21 protein-coding genes are annotated in these 24,836 nt (G+C 67.7%); 8 read left to right on the top strand and 13 right to left on the bottom strand.

All coding sequences use genetic code 11. The features are described from left to right. Window positions 1–36 precede the first annotated feature (36 nt). From CFB40_RS26840 to CFB40_RS26855, 4 genes are all read left to right on the top strand, one after another. Window positions 37–930: an urea transporter gene (locus CFB40_RS26840; RefSeq protein WP_089432890.1), complete on the top strand. Its 894-nt coding sequence runs from the start codon at window positions 37–39 to the stop codon at window positions 928–930. Next, a complete protein-coding gene (locus CFB40_RS26845) occupies window positions 905–1,681 on the top strand; it encodes a class II aldolase/adducin family protein (RefSeq protein ID WP_089427194.1) in 777 nt (258 codons plus the stop codon). Before CFB40_RS26840 ends, CFB40_RS26845 begins: the two co-directional genes overlap by 26 nt. Before the next feature lie 52 nt (window positions 1,682–1,733). Beyond that, the gene (locus tag CFB40_RS26850; protein WP_039344138.1) at window positions 1,734–1,922 is read left to right on the top strand and encodes a 4-oxalocrotonate tautomerase; all 189 of its coding nucleotides are present in this window, start codon (window positions 1,734–1,736) and stop codon (window positions 1,920–1,922) included. 192 nt (window positions 1,923–2,114) lie between these two features. Beyond that, window positions 2,115–6,956: an NAD-glutamate dehydrogenase gene (locus CFB40_RS26855; protein WP_089432891.1), complete on the top strand. Its 4,842-nt coding sequence runs from the start codon at window positions 2,115–2,117 to the stop codon at window positions 6,954–6,956. A gap of 40 nt (window positions 6,957–6,996) precedes the next feature. Here CFB40_RS26855 and CFB40_RS26860 read toward each other — a convergent pair whose 3' ends face one another. From CFB40_RS26860 to CFB40_RS26885, 6 genes are all read right to left on the bottom strand, one after another. Beyond that, window positions 6,997–7,857, bottom strand: a complete 861-nt coding sequence (locus tag CFB40_RS26860; protein WP_089427192.1) for a class I SAM-dependent methyltransferase — start codon at window positions 7,855–7,857, stop codon at window positions 6,997–6,999. Between the two features lie 7 nt (window positions 7,858–7,864). Next, window positions 7,865–8,215, bottom strand: coding sequence for a VOC family protein (locus CFB40_RS26865; RefSeq protein ID WP_089427191.1), 351 nt, complete (start codon window positions 8,213–8,215; stop codon window positions 7,865–7,867). A 1-nt stretch (window position 8,216) separates the two neighbouring features. Further along, on the bottom strand, window positions 8,217–8,393 hold the full coding sequence (locus tag CFB40_RS26870; RefSeq protein ID WP_069251879.1) for a ribbon-helix-helix domain-containing protein: 177 nt from the start codon (window positions 8,391–8,393) through the stop codon (window positions 8,217–8,219). A 91-nt stretch (window positions 8,394–8,484) separates the two neighbouring features. After that, complete coding sequence (locus tag CFB40_RS26875) at window positions 8,485–9,315, bottom strand: arylamine N-acetyltransferase family protein (RefSeq protein ID WP_089427190.1); 831 nt, start codon at window positions 9,313–9,315, stop codon at window positions 8,485–8,487. A 121-nt stretch (window positions 9,316–9,436) separates the two neighbouring features. After that, the gene (locus tag CFB40_RS26880; RefSeq protein ID WP_089432892.1) at window positions 9,437–10,123 is read right to left on the bottom strand and encodes a hypothetical protein; all 687 of its coding nucleotides are present in this window, start codon (window positions 10,121–10,123) and stop codon (window positions 9,437–9,439) included. A 282-nt stretch (window positions 10,124–10,405) separates the two neighbouring features. Next, window positions 10,406–11,890 (bottom strand): amidase, encoded by a 1,485-nt coding sequence (locus CFB40_RS26885; RefSeq protein WP_089432893.1) that lies wholly within the window; start codon window positions 11,888–11,890, stop codon window positions 10,406–10,408. A 367-nt stretch (window positions 11,891–12,257) separates the two neighbouring features. Between CFB40_RS26885 and CFB40_RS26890 the strand changes: the two genes are divergently transcribed. The 3 genes from CFB40_RS26890 to CFB40_RS26900 all read left to right on the top strand — a co-directional run bounded on the left by CFB40_RS26890 (window position 12,258) and on the right by CFB40_RS26900 (window position 14,330). Continuing rightward, a complete protein-coding gene (locus CFB40_RS26890) occupies window positions 12,258–12,692 on the top strand; it encodes a universal stress protein (protein ID WP_089432894.1) in 435 nt (144 codons plus the stop codon). A 626-nt stretch (window positions 12,693–13,318) separates the two neighbouring features. Then, entirely contained in the window at window positions 13,319–13,567 is a 249-nt protein-coding gene (locus tag CFB40_RS26895; RefSeq protein ID WP_039344123.1) for a hypothetical protein, read from the top strand. Between the two features lie 289 nt (window positions 13,568–13,856). Continuing rightward, window positions 13,857–14,330 carry a nuclear transport factor 2 family protein gene (locus CFB40_RS26900; RefSeq protein WP_089427185.1) on the top strand — a complete coding sequence of 158 codons (474 nt, stop codon included), beginning with the start codon at window positions 13,857–13,859 and terminating at the stop codon, window positions 14,328–14,330. Window positions 14,331–14,339: 9 nt separating this feature from the next. Here CFB40_RS26900 and CFB40_RS26905 read toward each other — a convergent pair whose 3' ends face one another. Next, a complete protein-coding gene (locus CFB40_RS26905) occupies window positions 14,340–15,182 on the bottom strand; it encodes a BPL-N domain-containing protein (RefSeq protein WP_256976902.1) in 843 nt (280 codons plus the stop codon). A gap of 534 nt (window positions 15,183–15,716) precedes the next feature. Here CFB40_RS26905 and acnB point away from each other — a divergent pair. After that, window positions 15,717–18,302 (top strand): bifunctional aconitate hydratase 2/2-methylisocitrate dehydratase, encoded by a 2,586-nt coding sequence (gene acnB / locus CFB40_RS26910; protein ID WP_089432895.1) that lies wholly within the window; start codon window positions 15,717–15,719, stop codon window positions 18,300–18,302. Window positions 18,303–18,470: 168 nt separating this feature from the next. On the opposite strand, the gene CFB40_RS26915 is transcribed toward acnB, so the two are convergent. The 6 genes from CFB40_RS26915 to CFB40_RS26940 all read right to left on the bottom strand — a co-directional run bounded on the left by CFB40_RS26915 (window position 18,471) and on the right by CFB40_RS26940 (window position 24,826). Then, window positions 18,471–18,884 (bottom strand): PPC domain-containing DNA-binding protein, encoded by a 414-nt coding sequence (locus CFB40_RS26915; protein WP_089432896.1) that lies wholly within the window; start codon window positions 18,882–18,884, stop codon window positions 18,471–18,473. Between the two features lie 66 nt (window positions 18,885–18,950). After that, the gene (locus CFB40_RS26920; protein WP_089432897.1) at window positions 18,951–19,502 is read right to left on the bottom strand and encodes a GNAT family N-acetyltransferase; all 552 of its coding nucleotides are present in this window, start codon (window positions 19,500–19,502) and stop codon (window positions 18,951–18,953) included. 180 nt (window positions 19,503–19,682) lie between these two features. Beyond that, the gene (locus CFB40_RS26925) at window positions 19,683–21,083 is read right to left on the bottom strand and encodes an MFS transporter (RefSeq protein WP_089427180.1); all 1,401 of its coding nucleotides are present in this window, start codon (window positions 21,081–21,083) and stop codon (window positions 19,683–19,685) included. Window positions 21,084–21,113: 30 nt separating this feature from the next. Beyond that, the gene (locus tag CFB40_RS26930) at window positions 21,114–22,358 is read right to left on the bottom strand and encodes an NAD(P)/FAD-dependent oxidoreductase (RefSeq protein ID WP_089432898.1); all 1,245 of its coding nucleotides are present in this window, start codon (window positions 22,356–22,358) and stop codon (window positions 21,114–21,116) included. After that, the gene (locus CFB40_RS26935) at window positions 22,355–23,317 is read right to left on the bottom strand and encodes a VOC family protein (RefSeq protein WP_089432899.1); all 963 of its coding nucleotides are present in this window, start codon (window positions 23,315–23,317) and stop codon (window positions 22,355–22,357) included. Before CFB40_RS26935 ends, CFB40_RS26930 begins: the two co-directional genes overlap by 4 nt. Before the next feature lie 18 nt (window positions 23,318–23,335). Next, window positions 23,336–24,826, bottom strand: coding sequence for an aldehyde dehydrogenase (locus CFB40_RS26940; RefSeq protein WP_089427177.1), 1,491 nt, complete (start codon window positions 24,824–24,826; stop codon window positions 23,336–23,338). Window positions 24,827–24,836: the final 10 nt, after the last annotated feature.

Raw genomic sequence — 24,836 nt, forward strand, 5'->3', positions numbered from 1 at the left:
TCCTATGCTCGCGGCTCGTCCTGTTCCGCCGCCATCATGCCTACCGCCCGCCCCGTCCCGCCGTCGATCGACCTGCGTATCCTGCTGCGCGGCATCGGGCAGATCGTGCTGCAGGCGAATGCGCTCACCGGCGCGCTGCTGCTCGCCGCGCTGGCGCTGACCGACCTGCGGCTCGCGAGCGCGGCGCTGGTCGGCTCGGCCGCTGCCAGCATGACGGCGGTGCTGACGGGCGCCGAGCGCCGCGACGTCGAACAGGGGCTGCACGGCTTCAACGGCGCGCTCGCCGCGCTGATCGCCGTGCTGTTCGCGCCCCATCAACTCGCGGCCATCGTGCTGGTGCCGCTGGCCTCGATCGGCGCGGCGCTCGTGCAGCGCGCGATGCGCGTGCCGCTCGCGCGCTGGCGGCAGTGCCCGTATTCGAGCCCGTGCCTCGCCGTTACCGCGCTATGGTTTCCGTTTGTCGCATTGCAGCAGGCAGGCGGCGCGACGGCCGGCCCGGCGCTGACGTTTTCAGCCGCGGCCGACGCGCTGCTCTCGGGCGTCGCGCAGACCACTTTCGCGCAAGGCGCATGGGCCGGCGCGCTGATCGCCACCGGCCTTGCCGTCGCGTCCCGCCGCGCGGCCGCATTCGCACTCGGCGGCGCGCTGGTGTCGACCGTACTGCTGGTCGCGCTCGGCGCGAGCGGCGCATCGTTCGGCGACGGCCTGCTCGGCTTCAACGGCGCGCTCGCCGCACTCGCGCTGATGCCGCGCGGCCCGCGCGCGGCGCTCGCGGCCGCCGCACTCGCCGCGCTGATCCAGTGGCTCGCGACGCGCGCCGGCATTCCCGCGTTCACGGCCCCGTTTGCGCTCGCGTCGTGGGTCACGGTGATCGTCGCGCGCCGCCTCACTCTCGGAGAACCCGATGTCGTCATTCGCACACCGTCCTGATGCCGTGAAACCCGGCGGCCCGATCTCGGACGCCGAACGCCGGATGCGCGTCGACCTCGCCGCCGCGTACCGGCTCGTCGCGCTGAACGGCTGGGACGACCTGATCTACACGCACCTGTCCGCGACCGTGCCCGGCGAGCCCGGCCACTTCCTGATCAACCCGTTCGGCCTCACGTTCGACGAAGTCCGCGCGTCGAATCTCGTGAAGATCGACCTGGCCGGCAACCGGATCGGCGACAGCGAGCATGCGGTCAACGTGACGGGCTTCGCGCTGCACGCGGCCGTGCATGCCGCGCGCGCCGACGCCGTGTGCGTGATGCATCTGCACAATACGGCCGGCATCGCCGTGTCGATCCAGCGCGACGGGCTGCTGCCCGCGTCGCAGCACGCGCTGCGGTTTCATGGCGACCTCGCGTACCACGACTACGAAGCGCTCGCGTTCTCGCCGGCCGAAGGCACGCGGCTGACCGCGAGCCTCGGCGCGAAATCCGCGATGCTGCTGCGCAACCACGGCACGCTGACGGTCGGCCGCACCGTGGCCGAAGCCTATGTGCTGATGGATACGCTGATCAAGGCGTGCGATATCCAGGTGCGCGCGCAGGCCGGCGGCGGGCCGCTCGTGCTGCCCGCCCCGGCCGTTGCCGACCGAACCGCCGAACAGCTGCGCGACGGCGGCGCGATCGAAGGCGAACTGGAATGGCCGGCGCTGCTGCGCCGGCTCGACCGGATCGATCCGACGTATCGCGACTGACGACGCCGGCTCCCAACGCATCATTCATCCCAACCAATCGGAGCACTCCGTCATGCCGACTTTCAATATCCAGCTCTTCGAAGGCCGCACCGTCGACCAGAAGCGCGCATTCGTCGAAGCCATCACGCGCGTCACGTGCGAGACGCTCGGCTGCGAACCGGGCTCGGTCGACATCATTCTCACCGACGTGAAGAAGGAGAACTGGGCGACGGCAGGGAAGCTGTGGAGCGACGAGCGCTGAGCATCAAAGGCGGCGTCGCTTCGACGCGGCCTGCCCCACACTAATCGACACGCTGCAGCGCCCGCGACGGGCGCTGCACGCGGCCTTCTCCAGCCGCCTCTCGTTGTGCGCCCGCACATCGCTTTGTCACGCAATCGGCGCATAATGCCGGACAGACGCAGCAGCCGATGGCCACCCGACGAGGAGACCGCCATGGAAGCGAAGAACGAGGAAGTCGTCGCACACCTGCTCTCGGACGTCGTCGAATTCGCGCGCGGGCGCCTGCCCGAAGCCACGTTCCGGATCGTCGAACCCTTCCTGCGTCACTACTACGATTTCGTCGACGCCGATGATCTGCAAAGCCGCAGCATCGCCGATCTCTACGGCGCCGCGATGGCGCACTGGCAGACCGCCCAGAAATTCGTGCCCGGCAGCGAGCGGCTGCGCGTGTACAACCCGATCCTCGAACAGCACGGCTGGCATTCCGATCACACGGTCATCGAGATCGTCAACGACGACATGCCGTTCCTCGTCGATTCGGTGTCGATGGCCGTCAACCGCCTCGGGCTCGCGCTGCATTCGGCGCTGCACCCGGTATTCCGCATCTGGCGCGGTCGCGACGGCGGCATCGAGCGCGTCGACGCGGGCGGCGCGACGCCCGGCGACGGCCAGTCGCAGCTCGCGTCGTTCATCCATTTCGAAGTCGACCGCTGCGGCGATGCCGCGCTGCTCAACACGTTGCGCAACGACATCGCGCACGTGCTCGGCGACGTGCGCGCGTCGGTGGAAGACTGGCCGAAGATCGTCGAGATCGCGCGCGCGACGATCAAGGAAATGAAGGCACGCGAATCGACCGCGGAAGACATCGAGGCGCGCGCGTTCCTCGAATGGATGGCCGCCGATCACTTCACGTTCCTCGGCCAGCGCGACTACGCGCTGGTATCGGACGGCACGGGCTTCGGGCTGCGCGGCATCGAAGGCACCGGCTTCGGCATCCTGCGCGAATCGCTGCGCACGTCGGGCGCGCCCGACGTGACGCCGCTGCCGCAGGCCGCCGCCGACATCATCACCGGCTCCTGGCCGATCTTCCTGACCAAGGCGAATTCGCGCGCGACCGTGCACCGGCCCGGCTATCTCGACTACGTCGGCGTGAAGCTCGTCGGCCCCGACGGCAAGGTCGCGGGCGAGCGCCGCTTCATCGGGCTCTACACGTCGACCGCGTACATGGTGTCGAGCGCCGAGATCCCGATCGTGCGCCGCAAGTGCGCGAACATCGTGCGGCGCGCGGGCTTCCTGCCGAAGGGGCACCTCGGCAAGTCGCTCGTGACGGTGCTCGAAACCTACCCGCGCGACGAGCTGTTCCAGGCCGACGAAGACCAGCTCTACGACATCGCGCTCGGCATCCTGCGGCTGCAGGAACATCAGCGCACGCGCCTGTTCGTGCGGCGCGACCGCTTCGACCGCTTCGTGTCGTGCCTCGTGTTCGTGCCGCGCGACAAGTACAACACCGACCTGCGCCGGCGCATCGCGAAGCTGCTCATCGACGCGTACAACGGCGTGAACGTCGAGTTCACGCCGCTGCTGTCGGAATCGGCGATCGCGCGCATTCATTTCGTCGTGCACGCGGAACCGGGCACGATGCCCGACGTCGACACGCGCGAGCTCGAAACGCGGCTCGTGCAGGTCACGCGCCGCTGGCAGGACGATCTCGCCGACGCGCTGCTCGACGCCTTCGGCGAAGAGCAAGGCAACCGCCTGCTGCAGCGCTATGCCGATTCGTTCCCGGCCGGCTATCGCGACGACTATCCGGCGCGCACGGCCGTGCGCGACATCGAGCTGATCGAGCGCGTGAAGGATTCGGGGCAGCTCGCGATGAACCTGTACCGGCCGATCGAGGCCGACGCGCGCGCGTTCCGCTTCAAGGTCTATCGCGCGGGCGACCCGATCGCGCTGTCGCGCAGCCTGCCGATGCTCGAGCATCTCGGCGTGCGCGTCGACGAGGAGCGGCCGTACCGGATCCAGACGCAGGACGCCGCGCATGCGTGGGTACACGACTTCGGCCTCGAGCTCGCCGACGACACCGAATTCGACATCGAGCGCGTGAAGGGCCTGTTCGAAGATGCGTTCGACCAGATCTGGAGCGGCCGGATCGAGAACGACGATTTCAACCGCCTCGTGCTGCGCGCCCACCTGAGCGCACGCGAAGTGACGATCCTGCGCGCGTATGCGAAGTACCTGCGGCAAGTCGGCTCGACCTTCAGCGACGCGTATATCGAGCGCGCGCTGACCGGCAACCCGGCGATCGCGCGGCAGCTCGTCGAACTGTTCCTGCTGCGCTTCGACCCGGCCACCGGCGACACGCGCGACGTGCAGGCCGAGCGGCGGCTGAAGGCGATCGAAGGCGCGCTCGACCAGGTGCCGAACCTCGACGAGGACCGCATCCTGCGCCAGTTCCTCGGCGTGATCAATGCGACCGAGCGCACGAACTACTTCCTCGCCGATGCGAACGGCGAATCGAAACCGTACCTGTCGTTCAAGTTCAATCCGGCGAAGGTGCCGGGCCTGCCCGAACCGAAGCCGATGTTCGAGATCTGGGTGTATTCGCCGCGTGTCGAAGGCGTGCATCTGCGCGGCGGGCGCGTCGCGCGCGGCGGCCTGCGCTGGTCGGATCGCCGCGAGGATTTCCGCACCGAAGTGCTCGGGCTGATGAAGGCGCAGATGGTGAAGAACGTCGTGATCGTGCCGGTCGGCTCGAAAGGCGGCTTCGTCGTGAAGAACCCGCCGCCGCCGAGCGATCGCGAAGCGTGGATGCGCGAAGGCATCGCGTGCTACCAGACCTTCCTGCGCGGCCTGCTCGACCTGACCGACAACCTCGTCGGCAACGCGATCGTGCCGCCGCCCGACGTCGTGCGTCACGATCCGGATGACCCGTATCTGGTCGTCGCCGCCGACAAGGGCACGGCCACCTTCTCCGACTACGCGAACGCGATCTCGCATGAATACGGCTTCTGGCTCGACGACGCGTTCGCATCGGGCGGCTCGGTCGGCTACGACCACAAGAAGATGGCGATCACCGCGCGCGGCGCGTGGGAGTCGGTGAAGCGGCACTTCCGCGAGATGGGCATCGATACGCAGACGACCGATTTCACGGTGGTCGGCGTCGGCGACATGTCCGGCGACGTGTTCGGCAACGGGATGCTGCTGTCGCCGCATATCCGGCTGGTCGCCGCGTTCGATCACCGGCACGTGTTCCTCGATCCGAACCCCGATCCCGCGACGAGCTTCGCCGAGCGCGCGCGCATGTTCGCGCTCGAACGCTCGAGCTGGGCCGACTACGATCCGGCCGCGATTTCGGCGGGCGGCGGCGTCTACCCGCGCACCGCGAAGACGATCCCGCTGTCGCCGGCCGTGCAGGCCGCGCTCGGCATCGACGCGCATGCGCTGCCGCCGGCCGAGCTGATCCGCGCGATCCTGCAGGCGCCGGTCGACCTGCTGTACAACGGCGGCATCGGCACCTATGTGAAGGCGGCGCGCGAGACCCACCTGCAGGTCGGCGACCGTGCGAACGACGCGGTGCGCGTGAACGGCGCGGACCTGCGCTGCAAGGTGGTCGGCGAAGGCGGCAACCTCGGCTGCACGCAGTTCGGCCGGATCGAGTTCGCGCAGCGCGGCGGCCGCATCAACACCGATGCGATCGACAATTCGGCCGGCGTCGATTGTTCGGATCACGAAGTCAACATCAAGATCCTGCTCGGGCTCGTCGTGTCCGACGGCGAGATGACCGAGAAGCAGCGCAACGCGCTGCTCGCGGAGATGACCGACGAAGTCGGGCTGCTCGTGCTGCGCGACAACTATTACCAGACGCAGGCGCTGTCGATCGCCGGCCGCTATGCGGTCGAGCTGCTCGATGCCGAAGCGCGCCTGATGCGCTGGCTCGAACGCGCGGGCCGCCTGAACCGCGTGATCGAATTCCTGCCGACCGACGACGAAGTGGCCGAACGGCAGGCCGCGAAGCTCGGCCTCACGTCGCCGGAACGCGCGGTGCTGCTCGCGTACAGCAAGATGTGGCTGTACGACGCGCTGCTCGAATCCGACGTGCCCGAGGATCCGCTGGTGGCAGCGATGCTCGTCGACTACTTCCCGAAGCCGCTGCAGCAGCGCTTCAGCGAACCGATGCGCCGCCATCCGCTGCGCCGCGAGATCCTCGCGACGCACCTGACCAACGCGCTCGTGAACCGCGTCGGCTGCGCGTTCGTGCACCGGCTGATGGAGGAGACCGACGCGAAGCCCGGCGACATCGTGCGGGCGTGCATCATGGCGCGCGACGTGTTCGACCTCGATGCGGTGTGGCGCGATATCGACGCGCTCGACAACCGCGTCGCCGACGACGTGCAGGCGCGCATGTTCGTCGACGTCGCGCGGCTGCTGGAACGCGCGGCGCTGTGGTTCCTGCGGCATCTGCAGTCCGGCGCGGTGGCCGATGGTGGCGTCTCCGAGCTGATCGCGCGCTGCCGCGACGCGGCGGAGCGGCTTGCACCGCAATTGCCGTCGCTGCTGCCGGCCGCCGATCTCGAAGCGCTGTCCGAACGGCAGCGCGTGCTGGTTGAAGCCGGTGTCGACAGCGCGCTCGCGGTGCGCGTCGCGAGCGGCGACATCTCGGCCGCGCTGCTCGACATCGCCGAAGTGGCCGCGACCAGCAACCGCAGCCTCGAACTCGTCGCGGGGGTCTATTTCTCGCTCGGCACGCTGCTTAACTACAGCTGGATCGGCGAGCGCGCGGCGACGCTGCCGACGCCGACGCACTGGGACATGCTGGCGCGCGCGGCCGCGCTCGCGGAAGTCGCGCGCCTCAAGCGCACGCTGGCATCGAGCGCACTCGCGGAATCACCGGATTCGACCACACCGGAGACGATCGTCGGCGCATGGCGCGCGCGCCGCGAAGCCGCGCTCGTGCGCTACGAGCACCTGCTCGCGGACTTGCGCGCATCGGGCGGCGCGAGCCTCGCGGTGCTGCTCGTGGTCGTGCGGGAAATGGCCGTGCTCGAACGGGCGTAATGGTCGCTGTGGTTGCCGTGGTCGCTATGGTCGCAACACCTCAGACCGTCGCGACCAGCAGCTCTTCCGCGTTGTTCGGCGGCCGCAGGCCGTCGGTGCGATCGGCGAAGTAACGGCGCGTCAGTTCGGCGGCCGATACGTGCGCGGCCTCTGCGAAACCGGCCTCACGCGCGAGCGCCTGGATCTGCGCCGGCATGAAGAAGCTGATGAACGGCGTGCCGCTGGCGCGCGCGCCCTTCGCGGCCATTTCCAGCCCGGGGCGCACGTCCGGATCCGCATGCTCCAGCGGCAACAGGAACGTCATCGCGAGCGTCGAGCCCGGCGCGAGCGACGCGACTTCGCGCAATGCGGCCGCATTTGCTTCGTGCGTCAGGTACATGCTGACGCCGGTCGACACCACGACCGCCGGCTTGCCGGCATCGAAGCCCGCGCCGACCAGCGCAGCACGCCACGACTGTTTCGCCTCGAAATCGACCGGCACGAATCGCAACCAGTCGGGCACGCCGAAACCCAGCTCGACCAGGCGGCGCTGCTTCCAGGCCTGCGGCGCGGGCGGGTCGACTTCGAACACGGTCACGCGCGACGCCATCTCCGGCCGACGCTGCACGAAGCTGTCGAGGCCCGCGCCGAGGATCACGTACTGGCTCACGCCGCGCGCGGCCTGTTCGACTACGAGATCCTCGATGAAGCGCGCCCGCGCGACGATCGACGCGCGGAACGGCCGCGTGAATTGCGGATCCATGTCGCCGCGCTGCTGCCAGCCGGGTTCCGGCGCGAGCAATTGCAGCCCGACTTCATCGGCGAGCACGTGCGGTGGCGCATCGAGTTCGACGTGCAGTGCGCGCCACAGTGCGACGCGTGCGGCGGTGCTGTCGGGAGCGCTTTCTCGGGGTTCGTTCATGGCCGCCTCACGCGCCCTGCTTGCCCGGCGCCTGCAGGCGCCATACGCGGCCGTCCGGATCGCGCACGGTCATGTCGCGCGTGCCCCAGTGGGTATCTTCGAACGGCGTGACGACGTCGACGATCGGCTGCGGCTGCACCGCCTGCTCATCCGCCACCTTGAGCACGACCTGCATGCCCGGTTTCTCGCCCGGCGGCACTTCGGCAATGAACAGAAAGGGGCCGTCGCCGCTGCGCAGCTGGCCAGAGTGGTGATCGGTTTCGAACTCCAGCTTGAAGCCCAGCGCCTGGAAGAACTTCGCCGACTTGCCCCAGTTGTGCGTCGTCAGGTACACGGCTTCGATTCGCTCGGATGACATGTCACTCCTCCTTGGTGGACGGCCCCTCGCCCGGCGGCGGCGCGGCCAGGTACGCGCGCAATGCGTCGGCCACCAGCGCGGACAGCGATTGCTCCGTTTCGATGGCGCGATGCTTGACCTGCCGGATCAGGCTGAGCGGCAGGTACACGTTGAACTGCTTCACTTCTTCATCGGTCATGGTTACTAGTATGCTAGCAATCTAGTAAAAGTCAATCGCAAGCGCGACCCGTGGGTGCGGGCCGCCGTTGGAGATCGGTCGTGAATCCGGGTTACGCGGCGGCGCGCGCCGCCAGTCGCACAAACAGCGCGTCGAGATCGAATCCCGTCGTGTCGATGCCGATCGTGTCGCGCAGGCACGCGCCCCAAGCGGCCGCATCGTCGAACGTGACGGTGCGCCCGACGCCCGCCGCGTCACGGATCGTCAGCGTGGTGTTGCGCAGCGCGGCACGGCCGTCCGGCAGCACGCGGCAGGCGATCAGGTTATGCAGGAAGATCGATTCGGGATACGTCGACGTGAACCAGTTCGCGGCCTCGTAATCGATCCACTCGACCCGCTTCGGCTGGAAGCGGTAGGTGGTCTGCCAGCCGTCGGGCGTCTCGATCTGCATGTCGAATTCACCGTCGACCGGCGCGGCGACGACGCGGAACGCGCCGTGCGGCGTCAGCTGCCGCTCGTCCGGCACGAAACGCAGCGGCGCGGTGAGCGTCGCGCTGCCGAAGCCGATGTCCGCGAGCCAGGCCGCGCCGTCGAGATCGATGCGCAGCAGCATGTGCGTATGCGCGGTGGCGACTTCCGGCGGCAGCATCCAGCGCACGCGCGCGATCATCGGCGTCACGCGAAAGCCGATCGCCGTGAGCGCGGTGTAGAACAGCTTGTTGAGTTCGAAGCAGTAGCCGCCGCGGCGATGCGCGAGCACCTTGTCGACGATCGACGGCAGGTCGAGCGCGACGCGCGCGCCGGTCAGCGGATTGAGGTTTTCGAACGGAATCGCCTGCGGGTGCAGCAGATGCAGCCGGCGCAGCACGTCGAGCGTCGGCTCGACCGGGCCGTCGTAGCCGATGCGGGAGAAATAGCGCGAGAGGTCAAACGAGTCTGTCATGAACCTGCACCGAAAAAAGGGACACGCCACGATAGCATCGTGCGCAATCCCCATGTTGGGCGGGGTCATCTTCGTGTCGCGCGCGATGCCGGCACCGCATCGCGCTCGGCCCCGCGCAACGTTACGGCAGCAGCTTCAGCGCGGACGATGCGACCGACGGCACCGAAATGCCCTGGCTCGTCGCGAACTGCACCGCCTGGCTGAGCGTCGTCGCGAGCGACTGCAACTGGCCCGGCGCGCTTTGCGCGATATACGACGCAGCCTGCATGTTCTGCGGATTCAGGCCCGACTGCAACAGCGACGCCGCGCTCGTCGAACCGAGATTGCCGAGCCCCGACTGCAGTTGCGAATACTGCGTGAGCCCCTGCCCGAGCGACGCGAGGCCGTTGCTGAATGCCTGCTTGTCGATCGGGCCGTGCGTCGCACCGCCGCTCGCGAAGGCCTGGCCGAGCGCCTGCGATACCGATTGCTGCGCGCCGCCCATCTGCGACAGCGCGGCCGGCGTCAGCGCATTGCCGCCGGCGAGCTGGCTCGCGGCCTGCTGCGCCTGCCCGGCAGCACCGGTCAGGCCCATCGCCGACGCGAGCGACGACTGGCCGGTCAGCACCTGCTGGTTCGCACCGACATAGGCCTGCAGCAATTGCGCGACGCCGCCCTGCGTGGGCGCCGCCTGCTGCTGCCCGCCGCCGAGCAGCGACGCGCCGATCGACTGCAGGTCGAGCTGCGCGTGCGCGGTGCCGCTTGCGAGAATGCCGAACGCGATGCATGCCGAGGCCAGGTGCCGGCCCGTCGCGCGAATCTGCTTCATGTGTTGTCCTCGTGCCCGAATGGTTGAGCCCGATATTGTCGAAGCGCGCCGCGCGCGGCCGCAACGACTGAAACACATCGAAACGAAATCACGCCGCGCGGCCGCTTGCAATTGCGCGTGTCACGTACGTGCTCGAGGGAATTCTTCCGCGATTGTGTGCGATTTCGCGCGGGAGCTGGAATTCGTTCGCGTGCCGCATGAATGGCGATGGCGGCAGAGAGGTTGGCAAAGTGAGGCGGCCGGTGGTCGGCCACCCGCTTTCGGCTTTCGGCCAGCGCGGCGCTACGCCGCCATCCACGCCGGCAACCGCCCGCCGACCCAGTCAGCCGCCTGCTCGTAGCCGCGCGCCAACTGCAACACGGCGAGATCGGCGCGCGGACGCCCGATCAGCTGCATCCCCATCGGCAGCCCCGCGTCGTTGAAGCCGACCGGCACGCTGATCACCGGGCAGCCGGCCAGCGTCCACGGCACGACCGTTTCCATCCAGCGGTGGTAGGTATCCATCGCACGGCCCGCGATCTCCTTCGGCCAGCGCTGGTCGACGTCGAACGGGAACACCTGCGCGGTCGGCGCCGCAATGAAGTCGTAGCGGTCGAAGAAGCTGAGCACGGCCTGATGCCACGCGGTGCGCTCGACGCTCGCGTCGAACACCGCTGCGCCCTGCATCGCGAGCAGCCCCTCGACCTCGTAGATCGCCTCGGGCTTCAGCAGCGCGCGCCGCGCCGGGTCTCGATAGTGCGCAAGCAGCCCGCCGCCGGACAGCAGGTGCCGGTGCGCGAGCCACAGGCGCCAGATCCGGTCGGGCGCGAACGCCGGCAACGCGGCATCGACGTCGCAGCCGATCTCGCGCAGCGTCGCCAGCCCCTGCTCGCACAGCGCGAGCACGCCCGCCTCGGTCGCGAGATAGCCGTTCCAGTCGCCGACCCATGCAATGCGCTTGCCGCGCAGGTCGGCGTCGAGCGGCTGCGCGAACACGGCCGGATCGTCTGCGAGCGACAGCGGATCGTTGCGGTCGTAGCCCGCCTGGATCGCGAGCAGTTGCGCGACGTCGCCGACCGTACGGCCCATCGGCCCTTCGATGCCGAGCTGCTGCACGAACACGTCGACGCCCGGCCAGCGCGGCACGCGGCCCTGCGACGGGCGGAAGCCATAGATATTGCAGAACGCGGCCGGATTGCGCAGCGAGCCGCCGAAATCGCTGCCGTCCGCCACCGGCAGCATCCGCGACGCGAGCGCCGCCGCCGTGCCGCCGCTGCTGCCGCCCGCACTCTTGGTCAGGTCGTACGGATTGCGCGTCGCGCCGTAGACCTCGTTGAACGTGTGCGAGCCGAGCCCGAATTCGGGCGTGTTGGTCTTGCCGATGAAGATCGCGCCGGCCGCACGCATCCGCGCGACGCCCACGGAATCGATCTGCGGCACGTTCTCGCGGAAGATCGGCGAGCCGTAGGTCGTCCGCAGCCCCTTCGTCATCGCCAGATCCTTCGGCGCCTGCGGCATCCCGTGCATCCAGCCGTGGTACTCGCCGCGCGCCAGTGCGGCATCCTTTTCCGCGGCTTCGGCGAGCAGTGCATCGCGATCGCGCAGCGCGACGATCGCGTTGATCGCGCCGTTCACGCGCTCGACGTGATCGAGGTACGCACGCATCGTCTCGACGCACGACACGGCCTTGCCGCGGATCGCCGACGCGAGCTCGCCCGCCGACAGGCGCACGATCGGGTCGACGGGGATGGAAGCGGGAGCGAGAAGCTGCGGGGCGCCGTGCGGCATGCGGAGTCTCCTGGAATCGGAATGGAATGGCGGGCCGCATGGCGGCGGTCGCGCCCGAACCGGCCGGGAGCGGCCGCGCCGCGGCCGATGCACTACTCTACGCGACGCCGGATCGGCGACCTCCGATATTTTCCGCCGCGATTCATTGCGGTTCCGACTGAATCGGGGCGGCGGGCCACGCTTCGCGCGCGCTGCTCAGGTCGATGAAATCGTTTATGCGCATAAACTTAAATTTCTTATATTTCTATTAGGCGCAGCACGACGCGGCACGTGTTGACGACATTTTTACGCGGTCGGCCATTCTCTTTAGATCGTTCGGTCCGGCGGCACGCTACGCTGGAATCATCTCGTTTCCTGGACAACGTCCATGCTCAAGCTGCTGGTTCCGGTCGGCCACTCTCCCCGCTCGCTTCAGGCGGTTCGCCACGCGACGTTCCTGTATCGCGAACGATGCGCGTCGGAAATCGTGCTGATCAACGTCCAGGCGCCGCTCGAATCGACGCGGCTCGAGGCCTACTATCCGCTGTCGCGGCTGCGTTCGATCGAGGAGAAGTTCGCGTCCGACGATCTGGCCATGGCCGAGCGGATCCTGCGGGAAGCCGGCGTCAAGTACAGCGTCGTGATGAAGGTGGGCCCGGTGGCCGATACGATCGCGTCCGTGGCAGCCGAGATGGGTTGCGACGAGATCGTGGTCGTCGCGCCGCGGCACGATCCGTTGCATGCGCTGATGTCGGTGTTCCGCCGCAGCGTGATGAGCCGGCTGGTGCGGATTTCGAATGTGCCGGTGACGGCCGTGCAATGACGGGATGACGCGCGGCGACGCGTCGAAGGTCCGTTCGCTGACGGGCCCCGGGTTTGCAACGAGCGATGCAACACGTGTGCGCGTTACCGCTCACCCGTGTTGCATCGGCGTTCATGCAGCGCTTAGTCGATGACCTTGCGCCAAAACACGAAATAGGCAGCGGCCGAAGACGCAACGAGCAGGATGGCCCACAGCGGGGCGAGGCTGATCAGGACGGAAGAGACGTTAAGCATTTGGATTCCTCACTAATTCGATAGCGATGTTCAACACGCACCTGCTTGCCGGAACCGATGCATGCGTCCGCGATCGCGTTCCGTCAAATCATGCATTCATGCTATCGCTTTGAACGGCTGCGCGACCGCCCCCTCCCGTCCGTACCCTGACATTCGTCAAACTCCCGTGAATCGCGCGCCTGTCGCGCAGAAAACCGTCGCACGCATGTGTCGTCGCGCGTCCGGTTGCGCCTGCCACGCGCATTGAAACCGCGCCTTCCCTCCTCCCGCAAACCACGAAAACGGGACAGGATCACCCGCCGCGCCGTTATTTCAGCAGACGTTTACCGGGGGAACCCCCAAGTGCTTCGTCGAACGGGTCCGCGTTACGCTTGAGCCACGAGGAGACGAACCATGAGACGAGCCGTACATATCGCTGTTTTCGCGCTGCTGGCGTATCTCATTGGCGATCGCGCGATCCTGCACGCACAGGGCCGCGACACCAGTCCGCTCGCGTGCGAACAAGGCGCCGCGCAAGTGAAGGTCGACGCGCTCGGCCGTGGCTTCGGCGAAGCCGCTGCCAGCAGCCAGAGCGAAGCATTCATGTCGGGCTGCCTGGTGACGGGGCGCGGCAACCAGGATGTCGCGCTGGCGAACCGCTGATGGGCGTCCGATGACGCGCAGGCCGCGTTCGGGTCACGACAGCCGAGGCAGAGCCACACACGCCCGCATCCATTCCCGCTTTTCGATCGATGTCGCGACGCATGTCACGGCTGGGACGGTGGTCACACCGAACGTCTGGGCGTAACCTGCATCGCGGCGGGGAAGATGCGTCGACATCGAGTCGATCGGAGCGTCCTTGCCGTATGGCACTCACCAGACGTTCAACCGGCCGCATTCCCGGCCGCCGCGTCGAGCCCCCGCTTCATCTCCAACGACACCCCACCCAACGATGAGCCACGCACACACCGAGTTGATCCAGCGCTTCTACACGGCGTTCCAGCAGCGCGACATCGACGGGATGCTCGCCTGCTATGCCGATGACATCGTGTTCAGCGATCCCGCATTCGGCGAGTTGCGCGGCGACCTCGCACGCGACATGTGGCGCATGCTGGTCGCGCGGGCGCAGGACTTTTCATTGACGTTCGGCGAAGTCGCCGCGGATCAACAGGCCGGGCGCGCCGAGTGGATCGCCCAGTACCGCTTCACCGCGACCGGCCGGATGGTGGTCAACCGGATCGACGCGCGGTTCCGGTTTCGCGACGGACGCATCGTCGAGCATCGCGACAGCTTCGACCTGTGGCGCTGGGCGCGTCAGGCGCTTGGGCTGAAAGGCGCCCTGCTCGGCTGGACGCCTTTCGTGCAACGCGCGATCCGCGCGCAGGCGCGGAAGAACCTCGACGCGTATCGCGCCAGGCGGAAATAGCACCCACCGTCATGGCTTCATCGTCGCGTTGATCAGGTCGTGAGCCATGTCCGGCCGAACGCCGTCCGGATTCTTCAGGCCGTTCTGGCGATACCAGCTTTCGTCGGCTTCGGGATGCGGGCCGACGAGCCCGACGCGCCCCTTGCCGTAGCGATAGGTCGCCGCCGCGATGTCGCGGTTCGGATAAGTCGCCAGCACGACCGCGCCGGGGGCGGCCGGGAGCATCGCGCCGTCCTGGAAATAGATCCAGCGTTTTTTCCCGCGCCAGACCACTGGCGTCACCGTGTCCGCGATCCCGTGCAGCGTCGAGCCCGGCCGGTCGACCTCGGAGTCGAACTCGCCGGAGACCAGCCCGAAACCCGGGTCGCCTGCGAGGTAGGCGCCCATGCAGATGCCCAAATAGCGCCCGCCGTTCGATACGTAATGCCGCACGGCCTTGAGCGATTTTTTCCCGATGCTGGCCGCCGCGCCGGGAATGTCCTGCCCGCCGCCCGGCTGGACATAGAGCGCGGCGCCGGCCAGGACAGCGGGCGTGATCTTGAGTTTCTCCGCGGGCCCGACGTAGATCACCCGGAACTGGTGGTCCGATTCCCGCAGGCGCTGCGCAATCGTCTCCGGGCAGCCATCGCACGCGGCCGGGCCGCGATAGACCAGGGCGACGGGACGGCTGGCGGCGCCACGCGCGCCGTCGTCGGTCGCCGCCGCATGAGCGACCGACGCTGCGACGAGGGACAACACGAAGAAAATCGAATCTCTGGAGCGCATGTTCGTGAGCGACAGGATTTGAGGACTCGCGACCGTCCGGATCATTCCAGGACAGGGCGACCGGCACGCACCGACGCCCGCCCCCACCTATTGAAACCCGATTGAAAGTCGCGTGAAATGAAGCGTAGGCGCGCGAAAGCAGCCTGTGTGTAACATTTCTTGCGTGCTTGTCCAGATATATGCACCACCGGCAACCGGGTTCCTGGCGCGCTTCGTTACCGGTAGCGCACCTCTCCGGTCGTGGCCTCGAGCGGTTCGCGCCGGTTCACATGACTGCAGCCAAAGCCGGCGACGGAAGCACCTGATGCGAACGGACGATCCCGGGGCGCAGTCGGGCCCACCACCGCCCCACCACCCTCCACGCGTCCCGGCGGCAACCGGAACCACCCGCGACACCTGGCCCGCACGCACGCCCATCCGCGCCTCCGCCACACGTCCGAAACGACCGACTCCCCGCGCCGCCTCGCGTCCCCGCGCGCCAACCTCAACTCTTATATAAGACATAAGACATTTGACGTTAAAGGTCATTGAGATTAGAATCCCGCTGCAAAGCAGTGTCTGGAACAGCCCCGGAGTGCCGGCAAGGCCTTCCCCTCAAACGCAATATCAGCAGGTCTCCCCATGCTTGAAAACTTTCGTGCTCACGTGGCCGCCCGCGCCGCGCTCGGTATTCCTCCCCTGCCGCTGACGGCTCAGCAGACCGCCGAACTGGTGGAACTGCTGACGAACCCGCCCGCCGGCGAAGAGCAGACGCTGCTCGACCTGATCACCCATCGCGTGCCTGCCGGCGTCGACGAAGCCGCCCGCGTGAAGGCCGGCTTCCTGGCCGCCGTGGCCAAGGGCGAGACCGCCTGCCCGCTGATCTCGCGCGAACGCGCGACCGAACTGCTCGGCACGATGCTGGGCGGCTACAACATCCAGCCGCTGATCGAGCTGCTGTCCGATGAAGCCGTCGCTGCCGTGGCCGCTGACGCACTGAAGAAAACCCTGCTGATGTTCGACCAGTTCCATGACGTCAAGGAACTCGCCGACAAGGGCAACGCGCACGCGAAGGCCGTGCTGCAGAGCTGGGCCGACGCCGAATGGTTCACGAGCCGTCCGGAAGTGCCGCAAAGCCTGACCATCACCGTGTTCAAGGTGACGGGCGAAACCAACACCGACGACCTGTCGCCGGCCCCGGACGCCACCACCCGCCCGGACATCCCGATGCACGCGCTGGCGATGCTGAAGAACGCACGCCCGGGCATCACGCCGGAAGAAGACGGCAAGCGCGGCCCGGTCAAGTTCATCGAATCGCTGAAGGAAAAGGGTCACCTGGTCGCCTACGTGGGTGACGTGGTCGGCACCGGCTCCTCGCGCAAGTCGGCCACCAACTCGGTGCTGTGGTTCACCGGCGAAGACATCCCGTTCGTCCCGAACAAGCGCTTCGGCGGCGTGTGCCTCGGCGGCAAGATCGCCCCGATCTTCTACAACACGATGGAAGACGCCGGCGCGCTGCCGATCGAGCTCGACGTGTCGCAGATGGAAATGGGCGACGTGGTCGAACTGCGCCCGTACGAAGGCAAGGCGCTGAAGGACGGCAAGGTCATCGCCGAATTCCAGGTCAAGTCCGACGTGCTGTTCGACGAAGTGCGCGCCGGCGGCCGCATTCCGCTGATCATCGGCCGCGGCCTGACCGCGAAGGCACGTGAAGCGCTCGGCCTCGCGCCGTCGACGCTGTTCCGCCTGCCGCACCAGCCGGCCGACAGCGGCACGGGCTTCTCGCTCGCGCAGAAGATGGTCGGCCGCGCCTGCGGCCTGCCGGAAGGCCAGGGCGTGCGCCCGGGCACGTACTGCGAACCGAAGATGACCTCGGTCGGCTCGCAGGACACCACGGGCCCGATGACCCGCGACGAACTGAAGGATCTCGCGTGCCTCGGCTTCTCGGCCGACCTCGTGATGCAGTCGTTCTGCCACACCGCCGCTTATCCGAAGCCGGTCGACGTGAAGACGCACCAGACGCTGCCGAACTTCATCAGCACGCGCGGCGGTATCGCGCTGCGCCCGGGCGACGGCGTGATCCACTCGTGGCTGAACCGCATGCTGCTGCCCGACACCGTCGGCACCGGCGGCGATTCGCACACGCGCTTCCCGATCGGCATCAGCTTCCCGGCAGGTTCGGGCCTGGTCGCGTTCGCGGCCGCCACCGGCACGATGCCGCTGGACATGCCGGAATCGGTGCTGGTCCGCTTCAAGGGCAAGATGCAGCCGGGCGTCACGCTGCGTGACCTCGTCAACGCGATTCCGCTGTACGCGATCAAGCAAGGCATGCTGACGGTCGCCAAGCAAGGCAAGAAGAACATCTTCTCGGGCCGTATCCTCGAAATCGAAGGCCTGCCCGACCTGAAGGTCGAGCAAGCGTTCGAGCTGTCGGATGCGTCGGCCGAGCGTTCGGCAGCCGGTTGCTCGGTGCATCTGAACAAGGAACCGATCATCGAGTACCTGAACAGCAACATCACGCTGCTGAAGTGGATGATCGCGCAGGGCTACCAGGATCCGCGCAGCCTGCAGCGCCGTATCCAGGCGATGGAGCAGTGGCTGGCCGACCCGCAACTGCTGTCGCCGGATGCCGACGCGGAGTACGCGGCCGTCATCGAGATCGACCTCGCCGACATCCACGAGCCGATCGTCGCATGCCCGAACGACCCGGACGACGTGAAGACGCTGTCGGACGTCGCAGGAGCCAAGATCGACGAAGTGTTCATCGGCTCGTGCATGACCAACATCGGTCACTTCCGTGCCGCGTCGAAGCTGCTCGAAGGCAAGCGCGACATCCCGGTCAAGCTGTGGGTCGCGCCGCCGACCAAGATGGACCAGAAGCAACTGACCGAAGAAGGCCACTACGGCGTGTTCGGCACGGCCGGTGCGCGTACCGAAATGCCGGGCTGCTCGCTGTGCATGGGTAACCAGGCTCAGGTGCGCGAAGGCGCGACGGTCATGTCGACGTCGACCCGCAACTTCCCGAACCGTCTCGGCAAGAACACGAACGTGTATCTCGGCTCGGCGGAACTGGCGGCGATCTGCTCGCGTCTGGGCAAGATCCCGACCAAGGAAGAGTACATGGCCGACATGGGCGTGCTCAACGCGAACGGCGACCAGATCTACAAGTACATGAACTTCGACCAGATCGAAGACTTCAAGGAAGTGGCCGACACCGTGCAGATGTAAGCACGCGGAGCGGGCTGCGACGGGTGGTTGACGTCGCAGCCCGCCGCGCAATGGCGTCGCAGGCTGAATGCCCGCGGCGCCATTTTTTTTTGCGGTTTCGAAACAAGCCTCTCCGGAGATAGCGGGAAAGCCGCGATGACCGGCGTTTCTGCCGCTGCGTCGCGACGCTCACGCGTCCTCGCCACCCGGTTCGCGGCGGATCACCAGTTCGTTGAAGCCGGTGTGCGGATCGGGTTCGCGCGCAAAGCGATGCCCGGGCAGCACGGCCAGCAGGATCTCGGCGGTCGTGCGCACCACGCAGCCGCTGGCCACATGGCCACCCGACACGCGGCCGACCCCATCGGAAACGGCCATGTGCAAGTGGGCACCGTCCGGTGATACCGAGCCGGCCAGCGTCAGGATTTCGAGGTCACCGCGCAACTCGGTCGGCACGTCGGCCCCGGCAAAGCGCAGCTGCGCGACGCTCAGGCTGCCGATGCCCTGGATCACGAATGCCGCGTGCGCGTCGTGCTGACGCAATGCATGCTCGATCGACGCGCGCAGGTCGTCGCCGGGGGAAAGACGCAGAGGGTGGGCTTGCATGGTCGAGCACCTGCCGATGGAGGATGGTGTCGACCAAGGGTACGTTCGCGCCGTGAATCCGGCAAGTCACCCGCGCCGATCGCTCGCCAGCAACCCGTACAGCGCGCTGTCCGACACTTCGTCGCCGACGATCCAGCGTTCGCGCAGCAGCCCTTCCCGCGCGAAGCCCAGCCGTTCGAGCAGCCCCGCAGACGCGACGTTGCGCGGATCGATATCGGCTTCGAGCCGGTTCAGTCGCAGCGTGCCGAACGCGTGATCGATCACGGCCAACGCCGCTTCGCGCATGTATCCGCCGCGCCAGAACGCGCGCCGCAGGCTGAAGCCGATCTCGGCGCGCCGGCATTGCTCGTTCGCGTGGAACAGCACGCATTCGCCGAGCGCTTCGCCGGTTTCCCGCAGTTCGAGCACGCAGGTCAGGCTCTCCCCGCTCGCGGACGTCTGCACGTTGCGCGCGACGCGCGCTTCGGCCTGCTCGATCTGCGTCATCGGCGAGAACGAGAAATAGCGCATCGCTTCCGCATCGGACCAGATCTCGAAGAAAGTTGGCGCGTCGGCGTCGCGAAGCGGCCGCAGGATGAGGCGGGAGGTATTCAGCGTGACGGGTTCGAACAAAGACATGGCGACGGTCGGTCGAAAAACGGGATCGTGAATTAGAACACGCGAGCCGCAAGTCGGCCATTGCACGCGTTCACACGCCCCGCCCCGGCGCGGCGCGGCGCGGCGCCCCGATCGCCGCCAGACAAAAAGGCCCGGGCATCGCCCGGGCCTCCTCACCTCATCCGTTACCGCCGCCAGCGCTTACGCTTCGAGCGCTTCGAGCACCTTACCCTTCGTCTCGATCCCGACGAAGTGCACGGTCACCGCCGCGATCAACGGAACGACGCCGATCAGGTAGAACGCCGGCGCGAGGTTGCCGCCGATGATCGCGTGCGGCACCACCATCGGCGCGACGAACGACGCGATCTTCAGCCATGCGCTGCCGAGCCCGCAGCCCGACGCGCGGATGCTCGTCGGATACTGCTCCGGCGTATAGACGTACGCGGTAATGAACCCCGACGCCATCAACCCGAGCGACAGCGAGCAGAAGATCGACACGACATACACCGACGACGCGTGATAGAAGCCCGCGAACGCCAGCGACAGCGCGCACAGCACGAACGACCACACGATCACCGGCTTGCGGCCGAGCTTGTCGACGAGCAGCGCCGACGCCAGCGACCCGAGCACGCCCATCACCGAGCCGATCACCGCGAGGTTCAGCGCGAGCTGCAGCGGCGCGTGATAGAAGTTCTTGTAAATCGTCGGCAGCCACGTCGACAGCCCGTACTGGATGAACCCGCAGGTCGCCCACAACGTCGCCACCGCGAGCGTGCGCTTGCGATACGCGGCGCTGAACAGGTCGCTCATCTTGCGCTTCGGATGCTGGCGCACCATCTCGTCGAACGCCGCCGCCTGCGTGACCGGCGGCAGTTCGCCGCGCACCGACGCTTCGAACACGCCGACCGCCCGCCCGGCTTCCGGGAGCCGCCCGCGCGACGCGAGCCAGCGCGGCGATTCCGGCACGAGGCGCGTGAGCACCAGCGACAGGATCAGCGGCAACCCGCCGACGAAGTACATGATTTCCCAGCCGAAGCGCGGCACCAGCCACGCACCGAGCGCCATCGACACGAGCAGGCCGATCGGGAACACGATCTCGTACAGCAGCACGAAGCGGCCGCGGCCATGGGCGCGCGTGATCTCGTTGATGTACGTCGCGGCAACCGGCAACTCGCCGCCGAGACCCAGGCCCTGCAAAATCCGCAGCAGCACGAAGATCTCGAAGGTCGGCGCGAAACCGCACGCGATGCTCGTGATGCCGATCACCGCCGAGCTCCACGCGATCGCCTTCACGCGGCCGTGCTTCTCCGCCAGCGCGGGAAACAGGAACGCGCCGATCAGCTGGCCGATCGCGCCGGACGCGATCAGCATGCCGATCTGTGTCGGCGACAGCCCCCATTTGTGAATCAGCAGCGGCAGCGTCGCCGCGATCGTGATCACGTCGAAGCCGTCGAAGAACGTCGCGGTGCCGATCAGCACGCGCGCGCGGATCTGCATCGCGTTGGCGGGAAGCCGCTCGAGCCGCGCGATGATCGCGCCGGGCGTGGAGGCGGCAGCTTCCATCGTGGCGCGACCGGCCACGACGTTGTCGAAAGTGCTCATGCGGGGAGTCTCCTGTGTCTCGTCGCCCGGTCAGGCCAGTGTCCTGCTCGTGTCTGCCAGGGCTTCCGTATCCACTGCCCGGCCCTGGTTCATCCACTTGCGCGCGAGCTTCAGCTCACGTGCGTTGTTGACGGCGATGACACCTCTCACATGTCCTTCGCCCACGAAAAACAGCGTCGCGCGGCGCGCGGCAAGATCGCCGCGCACGACGAGCTGCGCATCGGCCGGCAGATCACCGAGGATCTGCAGGTTCACGTCGTACTGATCGGACCAGAACCACGGAATCTCCGCGTACGGGGCGCGCACGCCGAGCACGGCCTTCGCCGCCGCGATCGCCTGGTTCTGCGCGTTGGCCCACGATTCGAGCCGCACGCGCCGCTTCAGCCAGCCGTTGTGATGGTTCGCGACGTCGCCGCACGCGAAGATCGCCGGGTCGCTGGTCGCGCCGAATTCGTCGACGACGATGCCGTCGTCGATCGCCAGCCCCGCGTCGCTCGCGAGCGACGCGTTCAGCGCGAGGCCGATGCCGGCCACCGCGAAATCGGCGTCGATCGTCGTGCCGTCGGCGAGCGTCGCGCGCACCTTCGACGCGTCGTCCGGCTGCGCGTCGAGCGACGCAAGTGCCGCGCCGAGGCGGACGTCGACACCGTTCGCGCGGTGCAGGTCGAGCAGGAAATCCGACACGATCTGCGGCACCGAGCGGCCGCACAGCCGCGGCGCGCCTTCGACGACCACCGCGTCGACGCCGAGCTTGCGCGCGGTCGCCGCGACTTCGAGGCCGATCCAGCCGCCGCCGATCACGAGCACGCGCCGGCTCGCACGCAGCTTCTCGCCGAGCGCGGCCGCTTCGTCGAGCGTACGCAGGTAATGCAGGTTCGGGGTCCTCACGAGTGCGTCCGGCAAGCGGCGCGACGTGCCGCCGGTCGCGATCACGAGGCGGTCGTACTCGATCTCGCGGCCGCTTTCGGTTGTCACGACGCGGCGTGTGCGGTCGATCGATGCGGCGCGCTCCGGCTGCCATGCTTCCACGTTCAGCGCGTCGAATTCGTCCGGACGGACGACGCGCACGGTTTCGATGTCGGCGTCGCCGGCCAGCACGGCCTTCGACAACGGCGGCCGCTCGTACGGCAGATGCGGTTCATCCGCGATCATCACGAGACGGCCCGCAAAGCCTTCCGCGCGCAGCGTCTTCAACACCCAGCCGGCAGCGTGGCCACCGCCGATCACGACGACCGTGCCGGGCGCGGCCTGTTCCGGTGTGTTCTCTTCGCTCATGATTTGCGCTCCGTCATGAACTTCCCTTCCGGCGCCTTCGCGTTCTTCTGCCGGCGCGTGTTGCCGTCGAGGCCGCCGTCGACCGCCCATTCGGCGAACACGGTCGGGCCCGGCTCGAACTCGCGCGGCTGCCACTCGGGCGTCAGCACGTCTTCATCCGCGTAGTACTCGATCAACGCGCCGGCCGGGTTCTGGAAGTACCAGAAGTACGCGGACGACACCGGGTGGCGGCCCGGGCCGAGTTGCGTTTCCCAGCCGCAGCGGTCGATGTGCATGCCGCCGCCGAACACCTCGTGGATGTCGCGCACGGTGAAGGCGACGTGGTTCAGGCCACGTTTGCCGTTCGGCAGCGCGAGCAGGAACAGGTCGTGGTGGCCGCCGTGCGGCGCGCAGCGCATGAACGCGCCGCGCCCCGGATAACGGTCGGACGTCTCGAAGCCCAGCAGCTCGTGATAGAACTTTTCCTGCGCGTCGAGGCAGTTCGTGAAGAACACCACGTGCCCGACCTCGACCGGCTCCGCGCGCGCATAGATCGGGCTCGGCTGGTCGACGCGCAGCGTCTGGCCCCACACGTTCGACGGCGAGCCCGTGATGTCGAGTGCGCGCTTGCGCGTGACTTCGATGCGAATCGCAATCCCGTTCGGGTCGATGCAGCCGACCGCATCGTCCTGCGCGTAGTAACCGGGCTGGCCGGCGAGCTTCGTGCGCAGCGCGTCGAGTTCCTGCCGCGTCGCGACGCCCCACGTGACTTCCCGCAGCGTCGGCCCCGCTTCGAACGCGGGCGGCAGCGACGGATCGTCGGCCTTGACGGCCAGCACGGTGCAGCCGTTCAGCGTCTCGAAGCGTGCGCGCGTGTCGTCGTGCGAGACTTCCTTCATCCCCCAGTCGGCGAAAAAGCGCCGGCAGGTCGCGAGGTCGTCGACGCCGTACGTGATCTGCTCGATTCCCAAAATGCTCATTGCGTCATTCCCCTTCGCTCAGTTCGCCCACGGCAGCGGCGCGTCGTTCAAGCCCCAGTAGAGGCTCTTCTGCTGCATGTACTCGCGGATGCCGAGACGCCCCTTCTCGCGCCCCATCCCGCTCTCCTTCCAGCCCGAGAATGGCGTGGAGATCGAAAACAGCTTGTACGTGTTGATCCAGACGGTGCCCGTCTCCAGCGCACGTGCGATGCGCCATGCGCGCTTGTAGTCGCGCGTCCAGATGCCGGCCGCCAGGCCGAACACGCTGTCGTTCGCCTGCGCGATCAGCGACGCCTCGTCGTCGAACGGCATCGCGACGAGCACCGGGCCGAAGATTTCTTCCTGGCAGATGCGCGCGCTGTTCGGCAGCCCTTCGAGAATCGTCGGCTGATAGAAGAAGCCGTCCTCGCGCCCGTCGCCCGCAGGCCGCTCGCCGCCGCACAGCAGGCGGCCGCCTTCCTCGAGACCGAGCGCCACGTAGCGCTCCACCGATTCGCGATGCTTCGCGGTGATCAACGGCCCCATCTGCGTGTCGGGGCGCGTCGGATCGCCCACGCGCAGCTTGCGTGCGCCGGCCACCAAACGCTTCATGAATTCGTCGTACACCGAACGTTGCACGAACAACCGCGAGCCCGCGATGCACGCTTCGCCCGACGAGCTGAAGATGCCGTACAGCACGCCGTTGACCGCGTGGTCGAGATCGGCGTCGTCGCACACGATGGTCGGCGACTTGCCGCCGAGTTCGAGCGACACGGGCATCAGCTTCTCGGCCGCGATGCGCGCGATGCCGCGGCCCACTTCGGTGCCGCCGGTGAACGACACCTTCTTCACCAGCGGATGACGCACGAGCACGTCGCCGATCACCGAACCCTTGCCCGGCAACACGCTCAGCACGCCCTTCGGCACGCCCGCTTCCTCGCAGATGCGCGCCAGCGCGAGCGACACGAGCGGCGTGACTTCGGCCGGCTTCAGCACCACCGCGTTGCCGCCCGCCAGCGCCGGCGCGAGCTTCTGCGCATCGGACGCGATCGGCGAATTCCACGGCGTGATCGCCGCGATCACGCCGATCGGCTCGTACACGCTCATCGTCAGGTAATCGCCGCGCGACGGCGTCAGTTCCTCGTCGAGCGTTTCAAGGCACGCCGCGAAATAGCGGAACGTGTTCGCGGCGCTCGCCACCAGAACGCGCGTCTCGCCGATCGGCTTGCCGTTGTCGCGGCGCTGCAGGTTCGCCAGCGCCTCGTGGCGCTGCATGATCAGATCGGCGATGCGGTACAGCACCTGCGCGCGCTGGTGCGGCTTCAGCCCGGCCCAGTCGGCGCGGCGCCATGCGGCATCGGCGGCCACGACGGCTTCGGCCGCGTCGTCCGCATTCGCGGTCGACACTTCCATGTTCAGCGACTGGTCGGCCGGATAGATGCTCGCGTAAGGCGCGCCACGGCCGCGCCGCCATTCGCCGCCGATCAGGATGTTGCCGTCGGGTACGAGGCTCGTATCGAAAGGAGTCATGTCACAAGTC

Origin of the sequence: Burkholderia sp. AU31652, from assembly GCF_002223155.1 — a bacterium.
GTDB lineage: Bacteria > Pseudomonadota > Gammaproteobacteria > Burkholderiales > Burkholderiaceae > Burkholderia.